The following is a 26,580-nucleotide window of genomic DNA, read 5'->3' as shown; positions in this document are numbered from 1 at the left end:
GGCCCGCCACCCCGCGGCCGGCCCGCCACCCCGCGGCCGGCCCGCCACCCCGGGGCGGCCCCGCCACCCGGGGCCGCCCCGCCCGGCCGCCCGGCCCCACGGCCTCCCGACCGAGCGGCTCCCCCCGGCCCCACGGCCTCCGACGCCCCGCCACCCTGCGGCCCCGCCACCCCGCGTCCCGCCCCCCCACGGCCCTCCGACACCGCGCCCCCACGGCCCCGGCCACCCCACGACCCTCAGCCCCCGCCGCCTTCCACGCCCCTCCCACCCCGCATTCTTGTTCGCCGTACACGCGCCGCGTAGGCTGGCCCTACCGGACCACGTGCACCCGCACGCCCCGGGGAGGAGATCCCGATGGCCACCCGCACCGCCTACCGCACCTGCCCGCTCTGCGAGGCGACCTGCGGCCTGGAGCTCACCGTCGAGGACGAGCGGGTCACGAAGGTCCGGGGCGACCAGGACGACGTCTTCTCGCACGGGTTCCTCTGCCCGAAGGGCGTCAGCATCAAGCAGCTGCACGAGGACCCCGACCGCCTACGGACCCCGCTGGTGCGGCGGGACGGCGAGCTGGTCGAGGCGAGCTGGGACGAGGCCTTTGCCGAGGTCGACCGGCTGCTGACCCCGCTGCTCGCCGAGCACGGCCGCAACGCCGGGGCGATCTACCTCGGCAACCCCAACTCGCACTCGCTGTCGGCGACGATCTACGCGCCGATGGTCGTCCGCGCCCTCGGCAGCCGCAACGTCTTCAGCGCCAGCACGCTCGACCAGATGCCCAAGCACGTGTCGATGGGCCAGATGTTCGGCACCCCGCTGAGCCTGCCGATCCCCGACCTCGACCGGACCGACTTCCTGCTGATGCTCGGGGCCAACCCGATGGCCTCCAACGGCAGCCTGCTGACGGCGCCCGACATCCGTGGCCGGCTGCGCGCGCTGCGGGCTCGTGGCGGCCGGCTGGTGGTCGTCGACCCGCGCCGCTCGCGGACCGCGGAGGAGGCGGACGAGCACGTCTTCGTCCGGCCTGGCGGCGACGTGCTGCTGTTGATGGCGATGGTCCACGTGCTGTTCGACGAGGGCCTCACCGCGCCTGGACGCCTGGCCGCGATCACCAACGGGATCGAGCTGGTCGAGCAGACCGCACTGGCCTTCCCGCCCGAGCGGGTCGCCGAGCACTGCGGGGTCCCGGCGGCCGACATCCGCCGCCTCGCCCGCGAGCTGGCCGCCGCCCCGACCGCCGCCGTCTACGGCCGGATCGGCACCTGCACCGTCCCGTTCGGCACCCTCACCTCGTGGCTGGTCGACGTCCTCAACGTGCTGACGGGCAACCTCGACCGGGTCGGCGGCGCGATGTTCACCCGGCCCGCGGCCGGCGCCGCGTCGACCCGCGGCGAACCGGGCCGCGGCCGCGGGATGCGGCCGTCGCGCTGGGGCAGCCGCGTCCGCGGGCTGCCCGAGACCCTCGGCGAGCTGCCGACCTCGTGCCTCGCGGAGGAGATCGAGACCCCCGGCGAGGACCAGATCCGGGCCCTGATCACGATCGCCGGCAACCCCGCCCGCTCGGCTCCGGACTCCGCCCGCGTCGAGGCCGCGCTCGACCGGCTCGACGCGCTGATCTGCGTCGACATCTACCGCAACGAGACCACCCGTCACGCCGACGTCGTGCTGCCCGCGCCGTCGCCGCTGGAGCGCTCGCACTTCGACCTCGTCTTCAACGGCTTCGCCGTCCGCAACGTCGCCAACTACTCGCCGCCGGTCGTCGCCCGCGACCCGTCCCGCCCCGACGAGTGGGAGATCCTGCTGCGGCTGATGGCGCTGCTCGCCGGTCAGGGGCCGGACGCGGACGTCGAGATGCTCGACCGCTTCGTGGTCACCGAGGCCGCCCGCCGCGAGGCCGCCACGCCCCGCTCGCCGATCGTCGGCGAGGACCCGGCCGCGGTGATCGAGGCGCTGGTCGACGCCGACGGCCAGCCGCGAGTCGGACCGGAGCGGTTCCTCGACCTGCTGCTGCGGACCGGCCCCTACGGCAGCGGGACCGACGGCGACGGGCTGACCCTGGCGACGCTCGAGGAGCTGCCCCACGGGCTCGACCTCGGCCCGCTGGAGCCGCGCCTGCCCGAGGCCTTGCGCACGACCAGCGGCCGGATCGAGCTGGCGCCGGAGCTGCTGCTCGCCGACGTGCCGCGGCTCGAGGCGTCGCTGGCCGAGACCGCGGCGCCCGACCAGCTGGTGCTCGTCGGCCGCCGTCACCTGCGCTCCAACAACTCCTGGATGCACAACCTGCCGCTGCTGGCCGGCGGTCCCGAGCGCTGCACGCTCCAGGTCCACCCCGACGACGCCGCCCGGCTCGGGATCGTCGACGGCGGCCAGGCCCGGGTCGCCTCGCGCGCGGGTGAGGTCGAGGCCCTGGTCGCCGTCACCGACGCGGTCATGCCCGGGGTCGTCTCGCTCCCCCACGGCTGGGGCCACGACGCCGCGGGGACCCAGCTGCGGGTCGCGGCCGAGCGGCCCGGCACCAACTCCAACCTGCTGAGCGACGACCGGGCGGTCGACGCGATCTCGGGCAACGCGGTCCTCAACGGGATCCCGGTGACGGTCACCCGGGTCGGCGACCGCGAGACGATCGGCGTCGGCGGCGACTGACCCACTCCCGCTCCACCCTGCACGAGCGTTCCGGAGACCACCGTGAGCACGACCCTCGACCCCGCATCCGTTCCGATCACCGCCTCGGCCCACGCCTCCGCCTCGGAACCGGACACGATCGTCCTGATCCACGGCCTCTGGATGACCCCCCGCAGCTGGGACGACTGGGTCGACCGCTACACCCGCGCCGGCTACGACGTGCTGACGCCGACCTACCCGGGGATGGAGGCGAGCGTCGAGGAGCTACGCCACGACCCGTCGCCGATCGCCGCGCTCGGGATCCCCGCGATCGTCAGCCACCTCGAGAACGTGATCCGCAACCTCGAGAAGCCGCCGATCATCATCGGCCACTCGTTCGGCGGCACCTTCGTCCAGCTGCTGCTCGACCGCGGGCTGGCGACGGCCGGGGTCGCGCTGGCCAGCGCCCCGACCAAGGGCGTCGACCGGCTGCCCGCCTCGACCCTGCGCTCGACGCTGCCGGTCCTGCGCAACCCGTTCAACATCCGCCGGGCGGTGCCGCTGAGCGCGCGACAGTTCCACTACGCCTTCACCAACACCTTCAGCCGCGAGCAGTCGGACGAGGTCTACGCCCGTCAGCACGTCCCGGCGCCGGGACGGGTGCTCTTCCAGGGCGCGCTGGCCGGGCTCGCCCGGCACGCCGCGACCACCGTCGACTACCACAACGACCTGCGGGCCCCGCTGCTGTTCCTGGCCGGCGGCGAGGACCACGTGATCCCGCCGTCGGTCAACCGCGCCAACGCCCACCGCTACCACCGCTCCGAGTCGGTCACCGCCTTCCGCGTGCTGCCCGGCCGCAGCCACTACGTGGTCGGGCAGGAGGGCTGGCAGGAGGTCGCCGACCTCGCGCTGGAGTGGGCGCTGGCCCCGAGCACCGAGGTCGGCTGACACCGGCGACGCGCCCGGCGGTCGACCCGGAGGGCATCCGGAACCAGCGGGTCCTCCCGGAACGGCCGGGCCGGCATCGGGTCGCGAAACCACAACTTCCCGGTCCTGCGCGGGTTCCAGACCACGAACCCGGATGCCCCCGCCGGCCCGCGCCCGCCGGGCGGGCATCGCCTCCGCCCCTTCCCCCGAGGTGCCCTCTGTGCTGTCCCTCCGCCGGCCCGGCCGCGGCCTCCCGGCCGCCCTGTCGCTCGTCCTCCTGCTGCTCCTGACGCTCGTCGCCGGGGCCGTGGCGCCCGGCGCCGCTTCGGCCTCCGCGGCGATCCGCACCGGGCTCGCCGACGACGGGATCCTCAACCGGCCGGTCGCCGAGGCGGAGCCGATCGTCGCCCGCTGGAAGGCGGCCGGCGTCCAGGACGTACGGCTGTTCGCGCAGTGGTCGCACATCGCCCCGGATCCCGAGTCGACGCGGATGCCGGCCGGCTTCGACGACCGCGCCGACGGCGCCTACGACCTGCGGCGGCTGGACGAGAAGATCGACCTCGTCCGCCGCCACGGGATGTCGGTGACGCTGACGATCACGGGCCCCGGGCCGATCTGGGGCTCGCTCGAGCCGGCCCGCCGCAACCCCCGCTGGCGGCCCGACCCGTCCCGCTTCGGCCACTTCGCGACCGCCGTCGCCGGCCATGTGGCGTCGCGCGTCGACCGCTACGTGATCTGGAACGAGCCGAACATCGCCACCTGGTTGCAGCCGCAGCAGCGCTGCACCGGGACCCGCTGCCGGTCCTACGCCCCGCACCTCTACCGCAAGCTCGCCGACGCCGGCTATCGCGCGATCCGCAAGGCGGACCCGAGCGCGACGATCGCGATCGGGGCGACCTCCTCGAAGGGCGACCAGTACGCCAACCGCACCAACAGCACGACCCAGCCGCTGCGGTTCCTGCGCGAGATGGCCTGCGTGACGTCGCGCTACCGCCGGCAGACCACCGGTGACTGCCGCCGGTTCGTCCGTCCGCGCGGCAACGTGCTCGCCTACCACCCGCACTCGAGCACCTACTCGCCGGGCTACCGCAGCCCGAGCAGCGGCGACGCGCGGATGGGCGACCTCTCGCGGCTGACCACGGTCGTCGACCGGCTGACCCGCGGCCGCCGGATCGCCGTCGTCGGCGCCAAGCGCCTGCCGCTGTGGCTGAGCGAGTACGCCTACGAGACCAACCCGCCCGACAAGCGGATGGGGGTCTCGCCCGCCAAGCAGGCTGCGTGGTCGCAGTGGGGCTGGTGGACGGCGGCCCGCAACCCCCGGGTGCAGCTGCTGACCCACTACGAGTGGCAGGACGAGCCGATCGCGGCGGGCGACCAGTTCGCTCACGGCTGGCAGTCCGGCCTCTACGACGCCGACGGCCGCGCGAAGCCGCTGGCGGCGGCGTTCCCCAACCCGATCTTCGGCTCCCGCAGCGCCCGCCAGGCGACGGTCTGGGGCCAGGTGCGGACGGCGACCGGCCGGACCCGGGTCGAGCTCCAGCGCCGGGTCGGCAAGAGCTGGCGCCGCTCCCGGACGCTCACCACCGATCGCCGCGGCAGCTTCAGCGTGCGCGTCCCGCGATCGAGCAGCGCGCGCTACCGCTACCGCTACGCGTCCCCGGTCGACGGGCGGACCCGGACCAGCGCCGTGACCGCGTTGCGGCGGTTGTAGGGGCGCTCCACCGGGCTGATGCAGATTGGCGTTGCCCGCGAACGCCAATCCGCATCAGCAAGCCGTCGCGCGAGCGCGAGCGCGAGGCCGCGGACCGCTGCCGCGATCAGGCGGTGGGGAGCTTGGCGGCGATCGCCTCGATCTCGAACAGCAGACGCTCGTCGGCCAGCCCGCAGATGACCGTCGACCGCGCCGGGAACGGGGCGCCGAAGCGCTCGAGGTAGAGCCGGTTCATGACCGGGAAGTCGGCCCGGTCGACGAGGAAGATCGTCGCCTTCAGGACCGTCGCCAGCGAGGCGCCCGCGTCGGCCAGGACGGCCTCGAGGTTGTCGAGCGCGACGCGGGCCTGGCCCTCGAAGTCGGCGGGTGCCTCGCCCGTGGCGGGGTCGATCCCGACCTGGCCGGAGGTGATGACCAGCTGGTCGAGCTCGCGGTAGGGGCTCAGCGGGGGTCCGGCGGGGTTCGTCACGATCGTGCTCCTGGGTCGTGCCGCCGGCGGCGCCGGACGGTCGCGGCGGAATGATGGCGACGACGCCGGCCGAACGGGTCGCCACCCCGGCCGTCCTTCCCGCTCCGCTACCGTCCTCGGCGATGGTCGCGACTCCCCCATCGGCGCCGTGAGCGGGGCCGCCCACGGCGGGAACGAGGAGCTGCTCGGGCTCGACACCCCGCTCCACCGGATCCCGCCGCAGTGCAAGGTCGCCGCGCTGGTCCTGTTCGCGGTCGCCGTCGCGCTGACCCCGAGCCACGTCTTCTGGCCCTACGGCCTGCACCTGCTGCTCGTGCTCGCCGCCGCCAGCGTGGCCCGGATCCCGCCGCTCGACCTGCTCAAGCGGCTGATGATCGAGATCCCCTTCATCCTGTTCGTGATCGTGCTGCCGTTCGCGGCCCACGGCGAGCGGATCCACGTGCTCGGGATCCCGCTCGCGACCGAGGGCCTGTGGATGGCGTGGACGATCATCGCCAAGGCCTCGCTGGTGCTGCTGGCCACGGCCGTGGTCGCCGCCTGCACCCCGCCCGCCGCGATCCTCGCTGGCGCCGAGCGGCTGCATGCCCCGCGCGTCTTCACCGCGATCGCCGGCTTCACCATCCGCTACGTCGAGGTCGTGCTCGGCGAGCTCCAGCGGATGCAGACCGCGCGGGTCGCGCGCGGCGACGATCCGCGCTTCCTCTGGCAGGCGAAGGCCGTGCTCCGCTCCGCCGGGACCCTGCTCGTGCGCTGCTTCGAGCGGGGCGAGCGGGTCCAGCTGGCGATGGTCAGTCGCGGCTGGAACGGCGGGATGCCGCCGGGCCTGCTGACCACCCCCGCGCGTCCGCTGGAGTGGACGGCGACGCTCGCCGTCCCCGCGCTCGCGGCACTGACGACGATCGCCGCGCGGGCGCTCGGGGCCTGACGGCCGCGGCCCGAGCGCGCGGGGTCGTTGCCGGACCAACGACGTCATTCGCCCCTCGCCCGACTCCAGATCCTTCGCGAGCGGTGGCGGCTCTCCCCCGAACGCCGCCACCGCCCCCGAAGCTCAGTTCCGCCGCGTCCCGCGGATCACGGCGATCGGTCCGTGGCCGCGGCGGAGGTCGACGTCGACGAGGCCCGCATCGCGCAGCCAACCGGTGATCTCACCGTCGGTCCAGGCGTTGCCGCCCTCGTTCTCGACCATCATCATCAGCGCGAACAGCGCGACCGCACCGGGGCTGTCGCGGCCCTCGTGCAGCGGCCAGTCGTAGACGAGCAGCGTGCCGCCGTCGGCCAGCAGCCCGCTCGCCGTGCGGACGATCTCGGCGCAGCGCTCGGCCGGCTGGTCGTGGAGGATGTTGCCGAGCAGGACGTACTCCCACCTCTCCCCCTCGGGCCGCCCGAAGCGCGGGGCCTCGAGGTCGCCGACCTCGAACGCCAGCTCCGGGTGCCGCTCGCGCAGGACCGGCTCGACGTCCGCCAGGTCGAGCACCGTCGGCTCGACGCCGGGCACCGCCGCCGCGAGGTTCGCCGCGTGGCAGCCGGTTCCGCCGCCGACGTCGAGCAGGCGCCCCGGAGCGGAGATCCCGCTCAGCCCCGGCAGCTCGCCGCCGAACAGCCCGCAGAGGTCGTCGAGCGCACGCAGGAACGCGTGCGACTGGGCCGGGTCGTCCCGCAGCCGCTCGGGCCACGGCGCGATCTGGGCGTGGCCGTCGCGGACCGTGTCCTCCAGGCCCATCCAGGCGCGGTAGAAGAACCACTCCTTGTCGACGATCCGGCAGATCGTGCGCGGGTGGTCGCTGGCCAGCGGGCCGCCGCCCTCGGTCAGCCGGTAGCCGTCCTCGACGTGCTCGGCCAGGCCGAGCGCCGTCATCGCGCCGAGCAGGGCCTGGGTGCCCCGCGCGTGGCCGTCGATCTCGACCGCGACCGCCGCGGCCGACCTGGCCTCGTGGGCGATCGCGTCGGCGACCCCGGTCCGGGTCGCGGCCGCCACGACCGCCGAGTGCTGGTAGGCGGTCAGGAGGCCGATCGCGTCGACCGGTCCCCCGTCCGACGTCGGTGCCGCGGGGCTCATGCGGCCTTCCGCATCGCGAGCGCGGCCTTCGCGGCGTCGCGCACCAGCGCGACCTGCTCCCGCAGCTGCTGGCCACGGCGCCGCTTGCTGCCGAGGCCGAGGTCGGCCAGGATCACGTTCGCGGCGTTGCGGCCGGGAACCCCGGTGATCCCGCCGCCGGGGTGGGTCCCGGCGCCGGTCAGGTAGAGCCCGTCGAGCGGGGTCCGGTAGCCGGCCAGGCTCGGGGTCGGCCGGAAGCTCAGCAGCTGGTCCATGCTCATCTCGATCTGGTTGGGGTTGGCGTTCGAGGCGCCGTGGCGTGCGACCCAGTCGTCGGGGCCGGTGATCTTGCGCTCGACGGCCTCCAGCTCGGTCCCGAGCGCGCGCTCGGCCGTCCGCCAGACGTTGTCGGCGGCGGCCTCCATCGAGGCCTGGTCCCACGACCCGGAGGCCGGGCGCCAGGGCACGAACGAGGACAGCCAGACGGTCGCCCGGCCCTCCGGCGCCCAGCCCGACTCGAGCGTCGACGGGAACGCGATCATCACCGGCGGGCGCTCCGGCAGCTCACCGAGCTGGATCCGGGCGAACGCCCGCTCGAGGTCGGTCGTGGTGTTGGCCGAGAGCATGAACGAGCGCTCGAAGCCCTCTGGACCGGGGACCTTCGGCATCGACGCGAGCTGCGCATCGACCTTGATCTCGGAGACGTTGCGGCGGCCGACGTGGACCCGCCGCAGCTCCTCGCGCAGCCGCACCGGCACCTCCTCGGGACGCAGCAGGCCACCGAAGACCCGCCGGACGTCGATCGCCGAGACGACCGCCTTCCGCGCGGACCAGCGCTCGCCCCCGGAGTGGACCGCGACCGCGCGGCCGTTGCGCATCTCGATCCGGTCGGCCGGGGCGCCGCAGCGGAGCGTGCCGCCGTGGGCCTCGAGGCTGCGGACCAGCGCCTCGACCGTCGAGCGCGATCCGCCCTCGGGCCGCGCTGCCGGGTTGCCGTGGCCGCCGGGCAGCATCAGCGCGCCCGCCCCGGTCCCGGGGTCGAGCGGCGACTGCTGCGAGTGCGCCGCCCAGTGGGCCAGCGGCCCCTGCAGGCGCTCGTCGTCGAAGGTCCCGCGGAGCGTCGCCGACGCCGACCCGAAGAGGGTCTGGAGCAGCTTGCCCGACTCGCTCCCCAGCGCCAGCTCGGCCAGCGCCGAGAGCTGCCGCAGGGTCGGGGCCGGGCCGCTCTCGGTCTGGCTGACGAGCTGCATCGCGGAGGTCGACCAGGCGGCGAACCGCCGGTAGGCCTCGGCCTCGGTCGCGCCGACGATCGGGCCGATGTTGTCGAGCGTGCGCTCGAGCGAGGCGTCGAAGCCGAGCGCGGTCCCGTCGTCGCAGGGCGCGAGCGTGACCTGGTCGCGGAGGTGGAAGCGGAGCCCGTGACGGGTCTCCAGCTCCAGGTCCGCCGACACCCCGCTCCCGCGGATCCCGCCGTGCTCGTAGCCACCCAGCTCGAGCCGGCCGCGGCCGTCGGGCAGGTCGATCGTGTGGATGCAGCCGCCGGGCGTGGCCGACTGCTCCAGGACCACGACCGAGAGGCCGGCGCGGGCCAGGTAGGAGCCGCAGACGAGGCCGTTGTGGCCCCCGCCGACGAGGACGATGTCGAACTCGTTGCTCACAGGGCCTCCTTCACCAGCGACGACGCGAACGCCTGGCCGTCGCCGGCCAGCACCGACTCGTGCCCGAGCCCGGCCCGCTGGACCAGGTCGGTCGCGAGCACCCGCGCCTCGAACGTCAGCGTGCTCATGTCCTGCCCGAGCAGCTTGCCGTCGCTGACGCGCAGCTCGCCGTCGAGCCAGACCTCCGAGACGCAGCGCGCCGTCGCGCAGTAGACGATCTGCTGCCACGGGTCGTGGATCGCGGCCAGCTCCGGCGTGTTGCCGTCGAGCAGGACCAGGTCGGCCCGCTTGCCCGGGGTCAACGACCCGATCTCACCGGCCAGCCCGAGCGCCTCGGCCCCGCCGATCGTGGCCATCCGGACGACCTCGACCGCGGTGATCGCGTCGGCCCGCAGGTGGTGGTTCTTCTGCATCAGCGCGGCCGTCTTGAGCACGCCGAACATGTCCTGGTTGTCGTTCGACGCGGCCCCGTCGGTGCCGAGCCCGACCCGGATCCCCTCACGCAGGAAGCGCGGGACCGGACAGACGCCGGAGGCCAGGATCATGTTGGCGACCGGGTTGTGCGAGACCGCGACGTCGCGGGCGCTGAGCAGCGAGACGTCGTGGTCGTTGCACCAGATGCAGTGCCCGGCGATCAGCTCGTGGTCGAGCAGCCCGACCGCGGCGGCGTGCTCGACGGTCGTGCGTCCGTGGCGGTGGCGGGATTCGCTGACCTCCTCGCGAACCTCGGCCAGGTGGGTGTGGACCGCCCAGCCGTGGCTGCGGCAGCCCTCGACCGTCAGCGCCAGCAGCTCGTCGGTGACGCCGAGGACGGTGCCGACGCCGGCCCGGAAGTGCAGCCGCCGCTCGGTGGAGAGCCGGTCGGCGAGCGCCTCGTGCTCGGCCATGTGGGCCTCTGGCGACGGCGCGCCGTCGTAGAGGTCCTCGGCCCCGAACGAGACGAAGCCGCGCATCCCGAGCTCGGCCAGGCCGTCGGCCGCGCCGAGCGAGGCCAGCGAGCCGATGTTGCGGTGGCACGACATGTCGTTGACGGTCGTGATCCCGGACAGCAGCATCTCCGCCGCCTTCAGGCGGGTGCCGACGCGCACGTCCTCGCGGGTCATCACCTCGCCGCAGGGCACGATGATCCGGTCGGCCCACTCGAACAGCGAGCCGGTCTCGGCCATCCCGGTGATCAGGCCCTCGGTCAGGTGCGTGTGGCAGTTGACGAACCCGGGCATCACGATCCCGTTGCCGTCGCCGACCACGGTCGCGTCCGGGAACTGGCCGGCGAGGACCGCCGATGGCCCGACCGCCAGGATCGTGCCCTCGTCGTCGAAGACGACGCCGCCGTCACGGATCAGCTCCGCGTTGGGGTCCATCGCGAGCACCCAGGCCCCGCGAACGAGCGTGGTCATGACTTTCGAACCTCCTTGCCCGGGTCGCGATCCTCGCGCCGAGCGTCGTGGTACCAGGGAAGCAGCAGCCGCTCGAGCAGACCGATCGCCATGAAGAGGGCGATGCCGATGCCGGCGAGCAGGACGATCGCCGCGAACATCTCGGGCGTCGCGGACTGGTTGTTGAAGGTCAGGATCAGGTAGCCGAGCCCGGCGTCCGATCCGACCCACTCGGCGAAGACCGCACCGATCACGGAGAGCGCCGCGGCGATCTTGAGCCCGGAGAACAGGAACGGCATCGCGGCCGGCAGCAGCGCGGTCCGGAAGCGCTTCCAGCGCCCGGCGCCGAGCGTCTTCAGCAGGTTGACCAGCTCCGGCTCGGTCGACTTGAGGCCGTCGATCGTGTTGACCGCGATCGGGAAGAAGCTGACCAGCGCGATCACGATGATCTTCGGGCGCATGTCGAACCCGGTCCAGATCACGATGATCGGGGCGATCGCGGGGATCGGCACCATCTGCGAGGCGACCAGCCACGGGTAGAGCGCCCGCTCGACCCACCGCGAGGTGCAGATGATCGCGGCGAGCCCGACGCCGAGGAGGATCGCGGCGACGTAGCCGATCAGGATCTCCTTGACGGTGACCCAGGCGTTGGAGCCGAGCAGGCTGCGCTCGGCCCAGAGCGCGTCGACGATCCCGGTCGGCGCCGGCAGCGTCGACTCGCGGACGTTGGCGGCCGAGACGCCGACCTGCCAGACGACGAGCACGGCGACGAGGAACAGCAGCGGCGGCAGGATCGCCGCGGCCAGCGAGGTGATCCGATCGCCCAGCGAGGGGCGCGCCGTAGCCGACGCCGGATCGGGCGTCGGCAGCAACGGACCGGGGGCCGCCACGGGGGCCGCGGCGGAGCTCGACGGGGAGCTCATGCGGCGACCTCCTCGAGCTGGCGGCGGGAGGCCTCGTTGAGCGGCTCCAGCAACCGTTGCTTGAGCGCGATGAACTCGGGGGTCGCGACGACCTCCGGCTGCCGCGGGCGCGGCAGCTCGACGTCGACGCAGAGGTCGATCTTGCCCGGCCGTCCCGACATCACGTAGACGCGGTCGGAGAGGTAGACCGCCTCCTCGACGTCGTGGGTGATGAAGAGGACGGTCTTGCGGTCGGCCTGCCAGATGTCGAGCAGCCACGCCTGCATCCGCTGGCGGGTGAGCGCGTCGAGCGCCCCGAACGGCTCGTCCAGCAGCATCATCTCGCGCCCGGCGAGGAAGGTCCGCAGCAGCGCGGCACGCTGCCGCATCCCGCCGGAGAGCTTGCTCGGCCAGCGCTTCTCGAAGCCGTGCAGCCCGAAGCGGCCCATCTGCTCCATCGCCTGGACCCGCGCGGCGCGGCGGCTGACGCCGCGCATCTCGAGTCCGAGCGTGACGTTGTCGAGCACCGACCGCCACGGCATCAGGAGGTCCTTCTGCGGCATGTAGCCGACCTTCCCCAGCAGCGACCGCTCGACCTCGCCGTCCAGCCGGAGCGTGCCGCTGGACGGTTGCGCGAGGCCCGCGATGATGTTGAAGAGCGTCGACTTGCCGCAGCCGCTGGGGCCGATCAGCGAGACGAACTCGCCCTCGCCGATCTCGAGGTCGAGACCGGCCAGCGCGGCGACGCGGCTTCCGTCGGGGCCGGGGAAGGTCTTACTGACCTGCTCCACCGACAACTTGCAGTTGGGCATCGCGCATCACTCCGCGGGCAGGATGTTCTTCGCGGCGTAGCGGTCGAAGGCGATCGGCTGCTTCGACAGCTTGTTCTCGACCATCCAGTCGGAGAGCGCCTTGATCGCCTCCGGCCGGATCGTCCCGAACTGCGGGGCGTCGCCCTGGAAGATCGGCAGGTAGGCGTCGAGCGACTGCTTCATCAGGTCCCGCTTGAGGCTCGGGTTCTGCTTCAGGAGGTCGTTCAGCGCCGCGTCCGGATCCCCGATCGTGTCGTCGTAGCCCTTGACCGTGGCGCGCGAGAAGGCCTGCATCAGCGGGGTGTCCGTCTTGAGCCGGCCGCCGCTCGTGTAGGCGACGATCCCGGGGTACTTCGGTCCGCCGTTCTCGTCGAGGCGGAAGGTCTTGACCGGCTGGCCGTCGTGCTCGACCTGGACGCCGTCCGACGGCCAGAAGCCGATGAAGCCGGCGACCTTGCCGCCCTGGAGGCTCTGGACGCCGTTGAAGCCGACGGTCACGGTCTTGACCTTGGACGGGTCGCCGCCGCCGAACTTGACGACGGTGTCGAGGATCGCCTCGTCGGAGGCGACGCCGGTGGTGCCGATCCGCTGGCCCTCGAAGTCCTTGCCGCCGGTCAGGTTGTTCTTGGCGAGGGTGATGATCCCGCCGAGCGGCGCCTGGGTCACGGCGAGGAACGCCTTGACGTCGCGGCCCATCGTGATCTGGTTGCCGATGTCGTAGCCGTCGGCGAGGCCGAAGTCGGCCTTGCCGGCGTCGAGCAGCCGCAGCGTGTCCGCGCTCGAGGTCGGCTGGATCACGCGCAGGTCGATGTTCTCCTGCTTGTAGTAGCCGGCCGCGATCGCGCGGTAGATGCCGGTGTGCAGCGCGTTCGGCACGAAGTCGAGCACGAGCGTGGCCTTGGTCATCGACTCGAGCTTGCCGTCGGTTCCGGCCTTCGCGGATGGGCCGTCGGACGACCCGTCCGACGAGCCGCAACCGGCGACCACCAACGCGACGAGCAGGGCGACGACGCTCGCGAGCGATGTACGACCCCATCTGTTGTTCATCATGCGTTCTCTCTCCTCCAGCGGGTTCTCGGGATGACTGACTAGCGGTGACGTGCCACGACGGGCGGGGCCGGAGCCCCGTAGCGCGCGGACAGCCACTGCCACGCCCGGCGCCGCTCGGCGTCGAAGTGGCGGGACCGGCGGGCGAACGGCTCGCCGGTGATCTCGGGGGATTCGGGAAGCGCCGTCGCGAAGCCGCAGCGTTCCTCGAGGTACCAGGCACGGACGGTCGCCTCGGCCAGATCGGGACCGGTGCAGAGCACCCCGTTGGCGCGCAGCAGCACGCAGGCCGCGTCGCCGAGGGCGACGACGACCGCGGCGCCCGCGGCAGGGGTGGTCACGAGGTCGACGTCGTCGTAGCGTCCGACCGCCCCGGCGAGGCCGCCGAGGCCGTGGACGAGCGGCGGCAGGCCCGGTCGGCAGGCCCAGCGGGCCGCCTCCGGCGAGTGCGTGCGGCAGATCGCGCCGACGTCGGGCCGGGCCGCGTAGACCGCGGCGTGCATCGGCGCCTCGAGTGGGCGTCGGGCCGGATCCCCGGCGACGACCTCGCCGTCGGCGTCCAGCAGCAGCACGTCCTCGGCCTCCTGGGCGCCGAGTGGTCCGGTCGAGCTGAGCGCGAAGCCACCGCCGGAGCGGCGCGTCGAGACGTGGCCGAAGCCCTCGACCAGGCCCATCCGCGCGAGCATCCGGGCCGTCTCCGCGACCGCCGCCCGGCCGTCGTCGTCGCTCAGCGTGATCGAGGACGCCATGCGCGGAGGGCCATGCTCGTGGGGTTGAAGGCGTTGCAGGCGCTGAGGTCCTGGGGGCAGGCGGAGAGCCCGACGACCAGGTCCTCGAGCACCTCGCAGCGGAGCGTCGAGCCCGGCCCGTGCTCGGGCGCGTGGGTGACGATCCGCAGGTCCTCGGTCAGGACGTTGTTCATGAAGACGTTGGCCGCCCACTCGCCCTGGACCTCCCAGCTCGAGCCGAAGGCGGTCAGCGCCTCCCGCAGCGAGCCGAGGCACGAGCGGTGGTCGTGGATGCCGTAGTCCCGGGCGTAGCGCTCGTGGTCGCAGCAGGGGACCACGAAGTCGTGGCGGCCGACGTCGTCGCGGACGATCCGCAGCAGCGGCGTCCGGCGGTTCGAGAACAGCTCGTCGCCGACCTCCGGCACCAGCTTGGTCAGGCACGAGGTGGTGTGGGCGGGCGAGAGGTACTCGTCGGGCGCCTCGGGCCGGTAGGCGATCAGGTCGCCGACCTGCTGGCCCTCGAGGTCGACGACGTCGAGCAGGTCCCCGGCGCGGACCTCGATCACGCCGCCGTGGCTGGCGGGGACGGTCAGATCCGTGACCAGCTCGAAGTCGGTGGTGGTGTCGTCGGTCATGCGGGGACGGCCTTGCGGTTGTCGTGGATCAAACGGGCCGGCCGACAGGCGGCCGGGGTGTTGCGGGAGCGCAACGCCCGCAGCTCGCCGTCGCTGACGACGGCGGGGATCGCGGGCAGGTCGCCCAGCTCGATCGCCTCGAGCGGGGTCGTGGCGGCACCGCCGAGCGGGGCCTGGAGCAGGACCACGTCGGCGGGACGACCGACGTCGAGCACGCCCTCCTCGCGCCGCAGCACGCGGCCGTTGTTGCCGGTCGCCAGCGCGATCACGTCGGTCGCGGGCAGGCCCGCCAGCGACGCGACCTCGACCACGGTCTTGAGCATCCCGAGCGGCATCACGCCGGTCCCGGTCGGCGTGTCGGTGGCGAGCACGATCCGGTCGAGCGCGTCCCGTTCCTGGGCCAGCGCGACGATCCGCAGCGCCGACCGCAGGTTGCCCGCCTGGACGAGCTGGATCGCGCCGGGGGCGTCGAACAGCTGCGGCAGGACCGCGTCCGGCAGCGCCGTCGTGCCGCCGTTGGCGTGCCCGATCAGGTCGCAGCCGAGCGCCAGCACGTCATCGATCGTGACCGGGCTGGAGTCGGGGATCGAGGCGCCGCCGGTGTGGTTCATGACCACGAACCCGGCAGCCTGGGCGGCCCGCACGAGCGGCGCCGCCTCGGCCTGCCGGGCGAACGCGCCGAAGCCGACCTTCGCCAGCCAGACGCCCTCGGCGGCCAGCTCGGCGAAGTCCTCGGGCTCGATGCTCGGCTCGATGATCAGCGACCCGCCGTGGACCCGCACGCCGCCGGGACGGAAGCGCTCGAAGTGCTTGTGGGCGGTCAGCGCGAGCGCCTTGACCCCGGCACGATCGACCGGCCGACCCGGTAGGTGGACCTCGGAGGCGGACATCATCGACGTCACGCCCCCGTGCATCGAGGACTCGATCCAGCCCAGCGCCGACTGACGCGGCGTCCAGTCGCCGAAGACGACGTGGACGTGCGTGTCGATCAGGCCGGGCGCGGCGACCGCCCCGGCGGCGTCGATCACGACGTCCGCCGAGCCGGTTGCGGTCAGCGCCACGACCCGTCCGTCCTCGCAACGGAGGCCGGAGACGGGCAGCACGGAGTCCCCGAGTCGGCCTGTGACGAGGCCACCCAGGTTGACGATCTCGAGCGTGGGCATCTCAGGTCCCGAGCGCCTGCTGCTTCGTCATCCCACCGAGACGCGCGTTGATGCGCCCCCGGGAGGCGACCGCGACCACGAGCACGACCTCGTCGGCCAGCGGCGCGTCGTGGATCTGGAGGGTCACCGCGTCGTAGTGCGAGCGGACCCAGACCTCGTCCTTGAAGCAGAGCGGCACGTCGACCGTCGCCCCCGGCGCGGCCCGCTTGCTGACCGACGGCAGCCACGCCGTGGCGCCGCCGATCGCTTCGCGGAACGCGTCGCCGAAGACCGAGGTCTTGATCGCGACGGCGTGCTCCTGCTCGCCGTCGGCCCCGACCAGCGAGGCCTTGCCGTAGCTCTCGGCCGGCACGCCGAGCAGCGCCGCGGCGCGGGTCCCGAGCTCGCGCCCGAGATCCGCGCTCGGATCGATCAGCTCGGAGAGGTCGTCCGAGAACGGCCGACCGACGTACGGGTTCTTGACCACGGCGGCGGCCGCGGCCTTGCGCAGCGGCTCGCCGTCGTTGCGCCCGCCCTCGAAGAAGATCTCCTCGTAGGCGGTCACGATCTTGCGGACGACGAGGCTCATGCGGACGCCTCGACGTAGTTCGGCTCACCGGTCGGCGTGTGCTCGCCGCACGGCCGCTGCGGCAGCGACCGGAAGTACTCGATGACGTCGTCGGTCGACTTGACGTCGCCGTACTTCATCTGGATGTCGAGCAGGTTGACCTTGTGCGAGATCTGGGAGCGGTCCCAGGCGCACTCGTGCGGCACGATCGAGCGGTAGTTGTACTGCGCCGCGTCGACCGCACTGGCCCGCACGCAACCGCTGGTGGTCGTACCGGTGGTGATGACCGTGTCGGCCCCGAGCAGGATCAGGTAGTCGAGCAGGTGCGTGCCGTGGAAGGCGCTCGGCTTGTCCTTGACGAAGTAGATGTCCTCCGGCTGCGGGGCGACCTCGGCCACGATCTCGTTGCCGAGGTGGCCCTTGACGTCACTCGCCTCGCCGGAGCGGTGGCTCTTCCAGTTCCAGGCGCCCTGGTCGAAGCCGTCCGGACGCCGGTCCATGCCGGTGTAGACGATCGGGATCTGCTGCTCGCGGGCCACGGCGATCAGCCGCTGGAGGTGCTTGATGCCCTCCCAGCCGCGCTCGCCGCAGGAGTAGCGCCAGCGCTTGATCGACTCGAGGATCGGCTCGGGCTTGTCGCCGACGAAGTTGTAGATCACGTCGACGACGAGCAGGACCGGACGCTGGCCGAAGCCCGCGTCCTTGCCCCAGCCCGCCGTCTCGAAGACCTGACGATCCTCGTCACCGAGGACGTCGTCCCAGGGGCGGGCGTCGGTCATGCCGTCACCCCGGCGGCCTCGTCCGGCGCCGCGAGCGGGACCCGCGGGCGACCGGCGACGCGGCGCAGGTAGTTGCCGTCGGCGTTGTCACCGAGGAACTCGGGCTTCGGGGCACCCTCCTCCCAGCGGGCCATCAGCTTGCCGCGGAGGTAGGTCGCGACGCCGCAGCCGTGGACGGTGTGCCCGTCGAGCACGGACCAGCCGGTCCGGGTCAGCAGCTGGGAGTTGCTGACCTTGCGGGTCCGGTTGAGGTCGATCAGCACCAGGTCCGCGTCGCCGCCGACCTGGATCGAGCCCTTCTGGGGGAACAGGCCGAAGATCTTCGCCGGGTTCTCGCAGGCGACCTCGACCAGACGCTCGAGCGTGAGCTTGCCCTGGTGGACGCCCTCGAGCAGGACCGGCAGCAGCATCTCGACGCGCGAGGTGAAGCCGGTCTTCAGCTCCCAGATGTTCTCGTTGTAGCAGGCGTCGTAGTCGACGTCGCCCCACGGCGTGACGTGGTCGGAGCCGACCGCGTTGATGATGTCGGCGGCGAGCGCGTTCCAGATGTTCGGGTTGTTCTCGCGCGAACGCAGCGGCACGTTGATCCGCCAGGCGTTGCTCTCCTCCTTGCCGAAGTTCAGCCAGTGCGGGCCGGTCTGGGCGTGGACCGTGACGCCGCGACCGCGCAGCTCGAGGATCTCGTCGTACGTCTCGGGCGTCGTCGCGTGCTGGACGTAGATCGGGCAGCCGAGGTACTCCGCGAAGTGGCCGTACTGGCGCAGGTGCTGCGCCTCGAGGAAGTGCGGCGAGCGGTCCGACCAGGTGGCCCAGTCGGTGCGGCCCTGGCTGCGCAGGCGCTCGTCGAAGACGCGGGCGATCTCCCAGTTCTCGCAGTGGAGCGCGACGATCCCCGGATCCCCGAGGGCGGCCGTGGCCTCCATCACCTGGTAGACGACGCCGTCGTCGAAGCCGTGGCCGAGGCCGGCGCGGCGGCCGGGCCAGTGCGGCTCGGCCTCGGGGCTCATCGCCTGGAGGTAGAGCTTGAAGCTGGTGACGCCGTACTCGCTGGCGTACTCCGGGATCTCGCGCGCCTGGAGGTCGGTCTCCATCATGTACGTCGCGAAGACGTCGACGGCCGAGACCTCCTCGACGGTGTCGATGAAGTGCGGCATCGACTCGTGGAAGGAGCGGACGTCCTCCTTCTGCACGAACTCGACCCAGTCCGGCTGGCCCATCCGGGTCATCGGGGCGTGGATGCCCCAGGTCGTGACGCCGGCGGCGACGGCGGCGCGGCTCTCGGACTCGAGGTCCTCCCGCAGCGGCACGTAGCAGCCGGGGTGGGACTCGGTGTCGACCAGGCCCGGGATGATGTGCAGCCCGGTGGCGTCGCGGGTGGTCCGGGCCGGCGGCAGCAGCGCGTCGTCGGCGATCGCGACGATCTTGCCGTTGTCGACGGCGATGCCGGCGCGGCGGGGGCCACTCGGGGTGACGACGGTGCCACCCGTGATGACGAGGTCGACCATGCGTGTATCGGTCATGTGCTCATGAGCTCCTAGGCCTGGCTCGGGCCGTTGGTCATCGTGCTCTGGTGCCGGTCGTCGCCGCGGGGGCCACGAGGGCTCCCCCCGCACGCGATCGACACCTCGTCGGCGCTCTGCCGCAGCAGGGCGCCGACGTCACCGATGTTCGCCTCGGGAAGCTGGCCTGGGAAACCCAGGGCGAACAGCAGCAGTTCGAAATCGCCGGACGGCCCGTAGAGCGGTGCCGCGACGGCGTGGTTGTCGTTGAATTCCTGGACCGCCGTGGCCCAGCCCTGCTCGCGGACGCTCGCGACCTCGCGCAGGACGGCTTCGGTGGCGGTCAGGGTCGCCGGGGTCCGGGCCGGGATCTCGGCCTCGCGGACGAGGCGCTCGGCCTCGCTCGGATCGAGCTCCGCCAGCAGGCACTTGCCGATCGCGCCGTCGAAGCTGCCGAACTCGCCGTTGAGGGCGATCCCGACGAACAGCGAGTCGGACGGGTAGGCCCGGTCGACGACCTCGACCCGGGTGCCGTCGGTGACCCGGGCGATCGCGACGGAGAGCCCGGTCTCGGCCGCCAGCTCGACGATCCGCCGCGAGGCGAGCGTCAGCAGGTCCATCTCGCCCTGAGCGGCGCGCCCGAGGGCGACCAGCGCCGGACCGAGGCAGTACTTGCGCGTGTCGCCCTCACGGGCGACGAGGCCGAGGTGCTCCAAGGTCGCGAGCAGGTTGTGCATCGTGCTCTTGGAGAACCCCAGGACCCGAGCGAGCTCGACCTGGGTGGTGTCCGTCCGGGTCGGCTCGGCGAGCGCGTTCAGGACGCGTACGGCGGAGACGACGGAGGGGACGAGATAGCGGTCGGCGGGAGCGTTCATGTCTTAGATACTGAACCAGGTTCCGTATGCAGGACCAACGTAGCCCGCACTGTGACCCATGTCAAGCAGCAAAACGAGCGTTTGCTGTATACGTTTCGGCAGGTCCGGACAGGGGTGGTCGGGACCGTCGTTCGACGGCCCCGATCCCCAGTCACAGACGGCGATCGCGCCGATCCACGGAGAGCGACGCGAGGCCCACGGCGGGTGGCCCATAGGTCCAGGAGCAGCCTCGCGAGCGGCCCCGGGAGACGGCCCGCGCGGGCCGGCGTCGCGTCAGCCGCCGAGCAGCCCCGCGACGAAGCGACGCGCCAGCTCAGCCCCACGGGCGACATCGCCGCCGAGGACCCGCTCGCGCAGGCGGAACGACTCGAACTCGACCGACATCGCGCCGGCGTAGCCGACCCGTTCGAGCGCCCCGAGCAACGCCGGCCAGTCGACCGCGCCCTCGCCGGGCAGCAGGAACAGGAAGTCCTCGCCCTCGGCCCCCGCCCGCCCGAAGGCGTCCTTCAGGTGCACGTGGGTCAGCCGCGCGCGCCAGGAGTCGACCATCGCCGCGAGGTCGTCGCCGGTCAGCACGAAGTGCGACGGGTCGAGGGTCAGGCCGAGGGCCGGCGAGGCCAGCTCCGCGAGCGCCCGGTCGGCGCTCGCCCGGTCGTGGACCAGCGTGCCCCAACACGGCTCGAGGGCGACGGTCACCCCGCACGCCTCGCCGCGCGCGAGCACCCGTTCGAGCGCGCTGCGCGCGAGGCCCCAGGCCTCGGCCGCGGTCACCCCGCCCGCGGACCCGACCGGCGTCCAGCCGTCGACCCAGCGGTTCGGCCCGGTCACGACCCCGATCGACGGGATCTCCGCCGCGGCGGCGGCCTCGACCGCCCGCTCGCTGCGCCGGACGCGCCGCTCCCACTCCCGGGGATCGGGCGTCACGTAGTCCTGGTGGACCATCAGCTGCGGGGTCGCGAGGCCCGCCGCGCGGGCGAGGCCGGCGATCCGGACCAGCTCCTCCGGCGGCTGCTCGAGCGGGTCGAACTGCTCCATCGTCCAGTCGACCGCGGCGTAGCCGGCCGCCGCGACCAGCGCGACGACCTGCTCGGCGGTCTGCCCCTCGACGTCGGCGGCGACGTAGCCGATCGGGTTCGTCCCCTGCCGGCTCATGCCCCACCGACCGCGTGGTGGACGTAGACCGTCTGCCCCTGGGTGAAGAACTCCAGCGCCGCGTGGCCCTGCTCGCGGTAGCCGGAACCGGACGACCCCTTCACGCCACCGAACGGCAGGTGCGGGTCGGCGCCCGGCGTCGGCCGGTTGACGTGGACCATCCCGGCGTCGATCCCCTCCACGAAGCGGAACGCGCGCGCGAGGTCGTTGGTGCAGACCGAGGCGGAGAGCCCGTACGGGGTCGCGTTGGCGAGCGCCAGCGCCTCGTCCGCGTCGGCCGCGGACAGGACCGCGCAGACCGGCCCGAAGACCTCGTCGTCGATCACGGTCATGCCCGGACCGGTGCCGGTCAGGACCGTCGCCTCGACGTAGGCGCCGTGCTCCAGCGCGCCGCCGGGAGCGCCGCCGCCGGCGACGACGGTCGCCCCGCGCTCGGTCGCCTGGGCGATCGCCTCCAGCACCTCGGCCTGGGCGTCGCGGTCGACGAGCGGCGGCAGCCCGGCGTCGGCGTCGAGCCCGGGGCCGCAGCGCAGTGCCGCGGCGCCCGCCGCGATCCCGGCCACGACCTGCTCGTAGACCGGCGCCTCGACGATCACCCGCCGGGTCGCGGTGCACTTCTGGCCGGCGGCGCCGAACGCCCCCGCGACCGCCGTGGCGATCGCGTGGTCGAGGTCGGCGTCGGCCAGCACGATCAGCGGGTTGTTCCCGCCCAGCTCGCCCTGGAAGCGCGCCCCACGAGCCTGGACCCGGTCGCGGAGCGCGTCGCCGACGGCGTTCGAGCCGGTGAACGAGAGCGCCGCGACCCGCGGATCGTCGGCCAGCACGGTGCCGACCTCGCGACCGCCGAGCACGACCTCGACCGTGCCCGCGGGCAGCCCCGCCTCGTAGAGCGCCTCGACCAGCGCGAGCACGCCGCCCGGAGCCCGCGACGACGGCTTGATCACGACCGCGTTGCCGGCGGCCAGCGCCGGAGCCAGCTTCCACGCCGGCAGCGCGATCGGGAAGTTCCACGGCGTGATCAGCGCGACCACGCCGAGCGGCCGGCGGCGGGTGTAGGCGAGCGTGCCGGGGTCACCCGCGTCGGCGGCCTCGCCGGCCAGCCGCTCCGCCTCGCCGGCGTGGAACCGCAGCACCGCCGCAGCCCGCAGGACCTCACCGCGGGCGTCCGCCAGCAGCTTGCCCTCCTCGCGGGTGATCGCCTGGGCGGTCGCCTCGGCCCGCTCCTCGATCACGTTCGCCGCGCGGTGCAGGACCGCCGCCCGGCGGGGTCCGGGCAGCGCACCCCAGGCGCTGCTCGCCGCGGTCGCCCGGTCGCAGGCCACCCGCACCTCGGCCGCCGTGTTGACGCGGTAGGTCGCGACGACCTCACGCTCGTCGGCGGGGTCGCGGCAGACGATCACCGCGCTCACCGGGCGCCCTCCAGCAGGTAGGCCGGCTTCGGCAGGTCCCAGTGGCCGCTGTTGATCCCGGTCGTGTTGGCCGGGTCGCGGTCCTGCATCACCTCGACCACCGACGGGCCCTCGGTCTGCAGGGCGCGAGCGATCGCCGGCCCCAGGCCGTCGACCGAGGTGACCTTCTCGGCGTTGGCGCCGAAGCCCTTGGCGATCGCGGTGAAGTCGGGCGTCGTCAGCTCGCCCTTGCGGTCGCGGAACTCGGTGAAGAACGCGCGGTCCTCGCCGAACAGGCCGCGCTGGAAGTCGCGGATCGAGGTCCAGCCGGCGTTGTTCATCACCACGTAGACGACGTCGATGCCCAGCTGCACGGCCAGCGCCAGCTCCTGCATCGTCATCAGGAAGTCGCCGTCGCCGGCGACCCCGACGACCGGCACGTCCGGCGCCGCGAGCTTCGCCCCGATCACGGCGGGGACCGTGAAGCCCATCGTCGAGTAGCCGCCCGGGGTCATCCAGGTCCGCGGCTCGTAGGCCGGGTACTCCTGGAAGGCCTGGATCTGGGGGTGCCCGGCGGACGCGATCACGATCCCCTCGCGCGGCATCGCGGCGCGCAGGGTCGCCAGCGTCTTGGTCAGCGAGAGCCCGTCGGCGGTCCAGCGGCCGCGAACGGCCTGGTCCCACTTCAGGCGCTCGGCCGTGACCTCGGCCTGGTAGGCGCTGTGGTCGGGCAGCGTGCGCTCCCCGAGCGCGTCGAGCAGGGCCGCCAGGCCGGTGCGCGCGTCGGAGACGACGCCGACCTCGGTCGGGTAGTTCTTCCCGATCTCGCGCGGGTCGATGTCGATGTGCAGGACCTTGGTCGGCGGGATCGAGAACGACGCCCCGTCGAGGAACGACGACGAGGTCTGCTCCGCGAAGCGGGTGCCGACGGCCAGGATCACGTCGGCGGTCCGCGCGACGTGGTTGCCGCAGGCGGTGCCGTTGGCGCCGGTGTGCTGGGCGCACAGCGGGTGGTCCTCGGGGAACACGCCCTTGCCCATCATCGTGGTGATCACCGGGGCCCCGAGCAGCTCGGCGACGGCCCGCAGCTCGGCGTGCGCCCGGGCGGCGATGCAACCGCCGCCGGCCAGGATCACCGGGCGCTTGGCGCCGGCGAGCCAGGCGGCGATCGCCTCGATCCCGTCCGGGTCGGGGCGCACGACGGTGTGCGTCGCGCGGTGGTTGCCGACGTCCATCGGGATCGTCTCGGCCGCGTGCGACTGGACGTCGATCGGCAGCTCGATGTGGACCGGACCGGGACGGCCGGTCAGGGCGACGTTGAAGGCGCGGTGCATCACCCGCTGGACCTGGTCGACCCGGTGCGGATAGAAGCCGCGCTTGGTGACCGGGCGCAGCACGCTCGAGAAGTCGGCGTCGCGCTGGCGCTCCAGCTCCTGGAGGACGCCGCAGCCGTCCATGTAGGTCTGCACGCCGCCGGTGATCGAGATCATCGCCTGCGAGTCGACGTAGGCGGTCGCGAGCGACATCGCCATGTTCGCCGAGCCCGGCCCGATCGAGGTGATCGTGGCCAGCGGCTTGCCGGTGACCCGGTAGTAGGCGTCGGCGATGTGGCCGGCCGACTGCTCGTGCCGGACCTGGATCGTCTCGATCTTGTCGGCGCGGTCCTTGAAGGCGTCGAAGACGCCCATGTCGCCGTGGCCGGGGATGCCGAGGACGTACGGAACGCCCTCGTCGATCAGGTGGTCAGCGACGATCTCGCCGCCGGTACGGGAAGTCATGATGGCTCCGGGCTGGTGGTGCTGGAAGAAGGAGTGGCGCGGTCGCCCGGCCGGGCGGCCGCGTAGACCTCGTGGATCAGCTCGACGATCCGGCGCCCCTCGCGGGCGCTGACCGGGGGCGCGCTGCCGTCGGCGACCGCGCTCACGAACGCGCCGACGCTGGCGACGACCGAGTCGGCCCAGTCGCCCTGCGGGACCCGCTCGTCGTGCCAGGCTCCGTCGAACCGGCGCAGCGCCGGCCCGGTCCGGAACGACTCGAACTCGGCCTCGCAGCCGGACAGGTAGAGCGCGCCCGCGCTGCCGACGATCTCGATCGCGTCGTCGAACATCCCGGGCGGGCCGTGGTAGCCGGCGTCGATCACGCCGAGCGCCCCGTTGGCGAACCGCAGCGCGACGATCGCCTGGTCCTCGCCCTCGGCCGCGCCGCGATCGACGAGCGCACGGACGTCGGCGACCTCGCCGAACAGCGCCCGCGCCATGTAGAAGCGGTGGACGCCGGCATCGAACAGGATCCCGCCGCCGGTCGCCCGCGGATCGGCCCGCCAGCCGTCGAGCTTGCCGCCGATCCCGAGCCGCAAGCGCAGGTGGACGGGGCGCCCGATCGCGCCGCCGTCGATCAGCTGCTGGGCGCGCACGTGCGGGCCGTGGAAGAGCTGGTTGTGCTGGACGCCGACGGTCACGCCGGCCGCATCGGCCGCGGCGATGATCTCGTCGCACTCGGCGACGGTCAGGGCCAGCGGCTTCTCGACCAGCACGGCCTTGCCGGCCGCGATCGCGGCCAGGGTCACCGGCCGGTGGAGGTGGTGCGGCAGGCAGACGCTGACCAGGTCGACCGCTGGGTCGGCCAGCAGCCGCCGGTAGTCGTCGTAGCCCGTCGCGCCGAGCCGATTCGTGGTCGCCGTCCGCAGCGTCGCGTCGAGCTCGGCGACGGCGACGATCCGCGCGCCGGGCGCGTGCTCGTAGCCGCGGAGGTGGAACTGGCCGATCTCGCCGAGCCCGATCACCCCGACGCCGAGCGGCGCCGGGTCGGGCCGGACGCCACCGGAGCGACCGGGGCGAGCGGTGCTCGCGGGGCCGGCGCCGTTGCTGCCGTTCACGACGCCACCGGGGTGCGGGCGTAGCCGAACTCGGCCTCCGCCTCGGCCAGCACCTCGCCGAAGATCGCGCACATGTCGTCGACCAGGCCGGGGGTGATGTTGACCGCCGGCTTGAACTTGACGACATTGCCCGCCGGCGGCCCGAAGGTCGGCCCGGTCTTGCCGACCATCAGCCCCCGCTCGAGGCAGCGGTGGACGATCCAGTCGGTCTCCTCGAAGGCGTGCTCCTTGGTGACCCGGTCCTTGACCAGCTCGACGCCGATCATCAGGCCGAGGATCCGGACGTCGCCGATGATCGCGTGCCGCTCCTGCAGCTCGGCGAGGTGGCCGGCGAAGCGCTCCCCCATCTGCCGGGCGTTGCCGGGCAGATCGTCCCGCTCCATCACGTTGATCATCGCCCGCGACGCGGTGCTGGCGACCGGGTGGCCGATCTCGGTGAAGCCGTACTCCCACTCGGCGAGGTCGGAGAAGCGGTCGTTGACGAGCACCCCCGACATCGGGAAGCCGCCGCCGAAGGCCTTGCCGAGCACGATCATGTCCGGCTCGACGCCGTAGTGGTCGATCGCGAAGAACTCGCCGCAGCGGCCCCAGGCGGTCTGGACCTCGTCGACGATCAGGGCGACGTCGCGCTTGTCGCAGATGTCGCGCAGCCGCGGGAAGTAGTCGTCCGGCGCCGGCACCATCCCGCCGTTGGCCTGGAACGGCTCGACCACCACGCCGGCGACGCCGCCCTCGGAGCCCTCGACGATCATCTTGTCGACGAAGCGGGCGCAGAACGTGTCGCAGCTGCCGGGCTCGAGCTCGAACGGGCAGCGGTAGCAGTTGAAGTTGGGGACCCGGATCTGCTTGGTGAGGTAGCGCTCGAGCCCCTTCTTGCCGCCCTCGTACATGTTCGGGAACGTGTAGGACATCGCGGTCGTCGCGAAGGTCCGGCCGTGGTAGGCCTGGAACAGGCAGACGAACTCGTCGCGGCCGGTCGAGCGCATCGCCATGTGCATCGCGCCCTCGACGGCGTCGGCGCCGGAGATCCCGAACAGCAGCTTGCTGAGCTTGCCGGGGGCCAGCGAGATGACCTTCTCGGCCAGCACCGCGCGCGGCTCGGAGTTGTACATCGGGGCGGTGAAATCGGCCCGGTTGACCTGGGCGATCACCGCCTCGGCGATCTCGGGGTGGCGGTAGCCGAGGTTCAGGACCCACTCGCCGGAGATCGCGTCGAGGTACTCGCGGCCGTCCTTGTCGGTGACGCGGAAGCCCTGGGCGTCGTCGATCACGATCGGCTCGTCGCCCATCGGCTTGATCTGGAAGCGGTCGGTCAGGGCGTTGATGTCGCCCTGGGACAGATCCGAAGCGTGCGGCTCCATGCCACGTTCCTTTCGTTCACTGGTGGCCTGTTCGGTGGCCCGGATG

23 protein-coding genes are annotated in these 26,580 nt (G+C 73.0%); 4 read left to right on the top strand and 19 right to left on the bottom strand.

Annotation, left to right across the window (positions count from 1 at the left end; translation table 11 throughout):
* Window positions 1-354 precede the first annotated feature (354 nt).
* The 3 genes from ACVUH9_RS15285 to ACVUH9_RS15275 all read left to right on the top strand — a co-directional run bounded on the left by ACVUH9_RS15285 (window position 355) and on the right by ACVUH9_RS15275 (window position 5,233).
* Window positions 355-2,637 (top strand): molybdopterin-dependent oxidoreductase, encoded by a 2,283-nt coding sequence (locus ACVUH9_RS15285; RefSeq protein ID WP_475758379.1) that lies wholly within the window; start codon window positions 355-357, stop codon window positions 2,635-2,637.
* Between the two features lie 42 nt (window positions 2,638-2,679).
* A complete protein-coding gene (locus ACVUH9_RS15280) occupies window positions 2,680-3,543 on the top strand; it encodes an alpha/beta hydrolase (protein ID WP_475758377.1) in 864 nt (287 codons plus the stop codon).
* Between the two features lie 199 nt (window positions 3,544-3,742).
* Window positions 3,743-5,233: a cellulase family glycosylhydrolase gene (locus ACVUH9_RS15275; protein ID WP_475758375.1), complete on the top strand. Its 1,491-nt coding sequence runs from the start codon at window positions 3,743-3,745 to the stop codon at window positions 5,231-5,233.
* A gap of 106 nt (window positions 5,234-5,339) precedes the next feature.
* Here ACVUH9_RS15275 and ACVUH9_RS15270 read toward each other — a convergent pair whose 3' ends face one another.
* The gene (locus ACVUH9_RS15270; RefSeq protein WP_475758374.1) at window positions 5,340-5,702 is read right to left on the bottom strand and encodes a RidA family protein; all 363 of its coding nucleotides are present in this window, start codon (window positions 5,700-5,702) and stop codon (window positions 5,340-5,342) included.
* Window positions 5,703-5,850: 148 nt separating this feature from the next.
* Here ACVUH9_RS15270 and cbiQ point away from each other — a divergent pair, with 148 nt between their 5' ends.
* Entirely contained in the window at window positions 5,851-6,627 is a 777-nt protein-coding gene (gene cbiQ / locus ACVUH9_RS15265) for a cobalt ECF transporter T component CbiQ (RefSeq protein ID WP_475758372.1), read from the top strand.
* A gap of 123 nt (window positions 6,628-6,750) precedes the next feature.
* Here the strand turns inward: cbiQ and ACVUH9_RS15260 are convergent, their stop codons facing one another.
* The 18 genes from ACVUH9_RS15260 to ACVUH9_RS15175 form a co-directional block, all read right to left on the bottom strand.
* Window positions 6,751-7,758, bottom strand: coding sequence for a methyltransferase (locus tag ACVUH9_RS15260; protein ID WP_475758370.1), 1,008 nt, complete (start codon window positions 7,756-7,758; stop codon window positions 6,751-6,753).
* A complete protein-coding gene (locus ACVUH9_RS15255) occupies window positions 7,755-9,395 on the bottom strand; it encodes a phytoene desaturase family protein (protein WP_475758368.1) in 1,641 nt (546 codons plus the stop codon). Before ACVUH9_RS15255 ends, ACVUH9_RS15260 begins: the two co-directional genes overlap by 4 nt.
* Window positions 9,392-10,792 carry an amidohydrolase family protein gene (locus ACVUH9_RS15250; RefSeq protein WP_475758366.1) on the bottom strand — a complete coding sequence of 467 codons (1,401 nt, stop codon included), beginning with the start codon at window positions 10,790-10,792 and terminating at the stop codon, window positions 9,392-9,394. The genes ACVUH9_RS15255 and ACVUH9_RS15250 overlap by 4 nt, the downstream gene beginning before the upstream one ends.
* On the bottom strand, window positions 10,789-11,694 hold the full coding sequence (locus ACVUH9_RS15245) for an ABC transporter permease (protein ID WP_475758365.1): 906 nt from the start codon (window positions 11,692-11,694) through the stop codon (window positions 10,789-10,791). Before ACVUH9_RS15245 ends, ACVUH9_RS15250 begins: the two co-directional genes overlap by 4 nt.
* Entirely contained in the window at window positions 11,691-12,485 is a 795-nt protein-coding gene (locus ACVUH9_RS15240) for an ABC transporter ATP-binding protein (RefSeq protein WP_475758363.1), read from the bottom strand. The genes ACVUH9_RS15245 and ACVUH9_RS15240 overlap by 4 nt, the downstream gene beginning before the upstream one ends.
* 6 nt (window positions 12,486-12,491) lie before the next feature.
* The gene (locus tag ACVUH9_RS15235) at window positions 12,492-13,535 is read right to left on the bottom strand and encodes an ABC transporter substrate-binding protein (protein ID WP_475758361.1); all 1,044 of its coding nucleotides are present in this window, start codon (window positions 13,533-13,535) and stop codon (window positions 12,492-12,494) included.
* Between the two features lie 38 nt (window positions 13,536-13,573).
* A complete protein-coding gene (locus tag ACVUH9_RS15230) occupies window positions 13,574-14,281 on the bottom strand; it encodes a class II aldolase/adducin family protein (RefSeq protein WP_475758359.1) in 708 nt (235 codons plus the stop codon).
* Entirely contained in the window at window positions 14,260-14,895 is a 636-nt protein-coding gene (locus tag ACVUH9_RS15225; RefSeq protein ID WP_475758357.1) for a DUF1989 domain-containing protein, read from the bottom strand. The genes ACVUH9_RS15230 and ACVUH9_RS15225 overlap by 22 nt, the downstream gene beginning before the upstream one ends.
* Complete coding sequence (locus tag ACVUH9_RS15220; protein WP_475758355.1) at window positions 14,892-16,058, bottom strand: amidohydrolase family protein; 1,167 nt, start codon at window positions 16,056-16,058, stop codon at window positions 14,892-14,894. Before ACVUH9_RS15220 ends, ACVUH9_RS15225 begins: the two co-directional genes overlap by 4 nt.
* A 1-nt stretch (window position 16,059) precedes the next feature.
* Window positions 16,060-16,626: an amino acid synthesis family protein gene (locus ACVUH9_RS15215; RefSeq protein WP_475758353.1), complete on the bottom strand. Its 567-nt coding sequence runs from the start codon at window positions 16,624-16,626 to the stop codon at window positions 16,060-16,062.
* Complete coding sequence (locus tag ACVUH9_RS15210) at window positions 16,623-17,384, bottom strand: isochorismatase family protein (protein ID WP_475758351.1); 762 nt, start codon at window positions 17,382-17,384, stop codon at window positions 16,623-16,625. Before ACVUH9_RS15210 ends, ACVUH9_RS15215 begins: the two co-directional genes overlap by 4 nt.
* Window positions 17,381-18,904, bottom strand: a complete 1,524-nt coding sequence (locus ACVUH9_RS15205; protein ID WP_475758349.1) for a dihydroorotase — start codon at window positions 18,902-18,904, stop codon at window positions 17,381-17,383. The genes ACVUH9_RS15210 and ACVUH9_RS15205 overlap by 4 nt, the downstream gene beginning before the upstream one ends.
* 14 nt (window positions 18,905-18,918) lie before the next feature.
* Window positions 18,919-19,758: an IclR family transcriptional regulator gene (locus tag ACVUH9_RS15200; RefSeq protein WP_475758347.1), complete on the bottom strand. Its 840-nt coding sequence runs from the start codon at window positions 19,756-19,758 to the stop codon at window positions 18,919-18,921.
* Window positions 19,759-20,031: 273 nt separating this feature from the next.
* Window positions 20,032-20,910, bottom strand: coding sequence for a sugar phosphate isomerase/epimerase family protein (locus ACVUH9_RS15195; RefSeq protein ID WP_475758345.1), 879 nt, complete (start codon window positions 20,908-20,910; stop codon window positions 20,032-20,034).
* Window positions 20,907-22,319, bottom strand: coding sequence for an aldehyde dehydrogenase family protein (locus tag ACVUH9_RS15190; RefSeq protein WP_475758343.1), 1,413 nt, complete (start codon window positions 22,317-22,319; stop codon window positions 20,907-20,909). Before ACVUH9_RS15190 ends, ACVUH9_RS15195 begins: the two co-directional genes overlap by 4 nt.
* A complete protein-coding gene (locus ACVUH9_RS15185; protein WP_475758341.1) occupies window positions 22,316-24,076 on the bottom strand; it encodes a thiamine pyrophosphate-binding protein in 1,761 nt (586 codons plus the stop codon). Before ACVUH9_RS15185 ends, ACVUH9_RS15190 begins: the two co-directional genes overlap by 4 nt.
* Window positions 24,073-25,173 (bottom strand): Gfo/Idh/MocA family protein, encoded by a 1,101-nt coding sequence (locus ACVUH9_RS15180; RefSeq protein WP_475758339.1) that lies wholly within the window; start codon window positions 25,171-25,173, stop codon window positions 24,073-24,075. The genes ACVUH9_RS15185 and ACVUH9_RS15180 overlap by 4 nt, the downstream gene beginning before the upstream one ends.
* Window positions 25,170-26,534, bottom strand: coding sequence for an aspartate aminotransferase family protein (locus ACVUH9_RS15175; protein ID WP_475758337.1), 1,365 nt, complete (start codon window positions 26,532-26,534; stop codon window positions 25,170-25,172). Before ACVUH9_RS15175 ends, ACVUH9_RS15180 begins: the two co-directional genes overlap by 4 nt.
* Window positions 26,535-26,580: the final 46 nt, after the last annotated feature.

This window comes from Patulibacter ginsengiterrae, from assembly GCF_056269115.1.
The sequence above is the reverse complement of the archived record's forward strand: the minus strand, read 5'-3'. Positions and strand labels throughout refer to the sequence as shown.

What these genes read in the sequence shown, in the direction of transcription:
- ACVUH9_RS15285 (WP_475758379.1), top strand. Translation starts at nt 355, where the DNA reads ATGGCCACCCGCACCGCCTACCGCACCTGCCCGCTCTGCGAGGCGACC.
- ACVUH9_RS15260 (WP_475758370.1), bottom strand. Translation starts at nt 7,758, where the DNA reads ATGAGCCCCGCGGCACCGACGTCGGACGGGGGACCGGTCGACGCGATC.
- ACVUH9_RS15250 (WP_475758366.1), bottom strand. Translation starts at nt 10,792, where the DNA reads ATGACCACGCTCGTTCGCGGGGCCTGGGTGCTCGCGATGGACCCCAAC.
- ACVUH9_RS15245 (WP_475758365.1), bottom strand. Translation starts at nt 11,694, where the DNA reads ATGAGCTCCCCGTCGAGCTCCGCCGCGGCCCCCGTGGCGGCCCCCGGT.
- ACVUH9_RS15240 (WP_475758363.1), bottom strand. Translation starts at nt 12,485, where the DNA reads ATGCCCAACTGCAAGTTGTCGGTGGAGCAGGTCAGTAAGACCTTCCCC.
- ACVUH9_RS15235 (WP_475758361.1), bottom strand. Translation starts at nt 13,535, where the DNA reads ATGATGAACAACAGATGGGGTCGTACATCGCTCGCGAGCGTCGTCGCC.
- ACVUH9_RS15230 (WP_475758359.1), bottom strand. Translation starts at nt 14,281, where the DNA reads ATGGCGTCCTCGATCACGCTGAGCGACGACGACGGCCGGGCGGCGGTC.
- ACVUH9_RS15225 (WP_475758357.1), bottom strand. Translation starts at nt 14,895, where the DNA reads ATGACCGACGACACCACCACCGACTTCGAGCTGGTCACGGATCTGACC.
- ACVUH9_RS15220 (WP_475758355.1), bottom strand. Translation starts at nt 16,058, where the DNA reads ATGCCCACGCTCGAGATCGTCAACCTGGGTGGCCTCGTCACAGGCCGA.
- ACVUH9_RS15215 (WP_475758353.1), bottom strand. Translation starts at nt 16,626, where the DNA reads ATGAGCCTCGTCGTCCGCAAGATCGTGACCGCCTACGAGGAGATCTTC.
- ACVUH9_RS15210 (WP_475758351.1), bottom strand. Translation starts at nt 17,384, where the DNA reads ATGACCGACGCCCGCCCCTGGGACGACGTCCTCGGTGACGAGGATCGT.
- ACVUH9_RS15205 (WP_475758349.1), bottom strand. Translation starts at nt 18,904, where the DNA reads ATGACCGATACACGCATGGTCGACCTCGTCATCACGGGTGGCACCGTC.
- ACVUH9_RS15200 (WP_475758347.1), bottom strand. Translation starts at nt 19,758, where the DNA reads ATGAACGCTCCCGCCGACCGCTATCTCGTCCCCTCCGTCGTCTCCGCC.
- ACVUH9_RS15195 (WP_475758345.1), bottom strand. Translation starts at nt 20,910, where the DNA reads ATGAGCCGGCAGGGGACGAACCCGATCGGCTACGTCGCCGCCGACGTC.
- ACVUH9_RS15185 (WP_475758341.1), bottom strand. Translation starts at nt 24,076, where the DNA reads ATGACTTCCCGTACCGGCGGCGAGATCGTCGCTGACCACCTGATCGAC.
- ACVUH9_RS15175 (WP_475758337.1), bottom strand. Translation starts at nt 26,534, where the DNA reads ATGGAGCCGCACGCTTCGGATCTGTCCCAGGGCGACATCAACGCCCTG.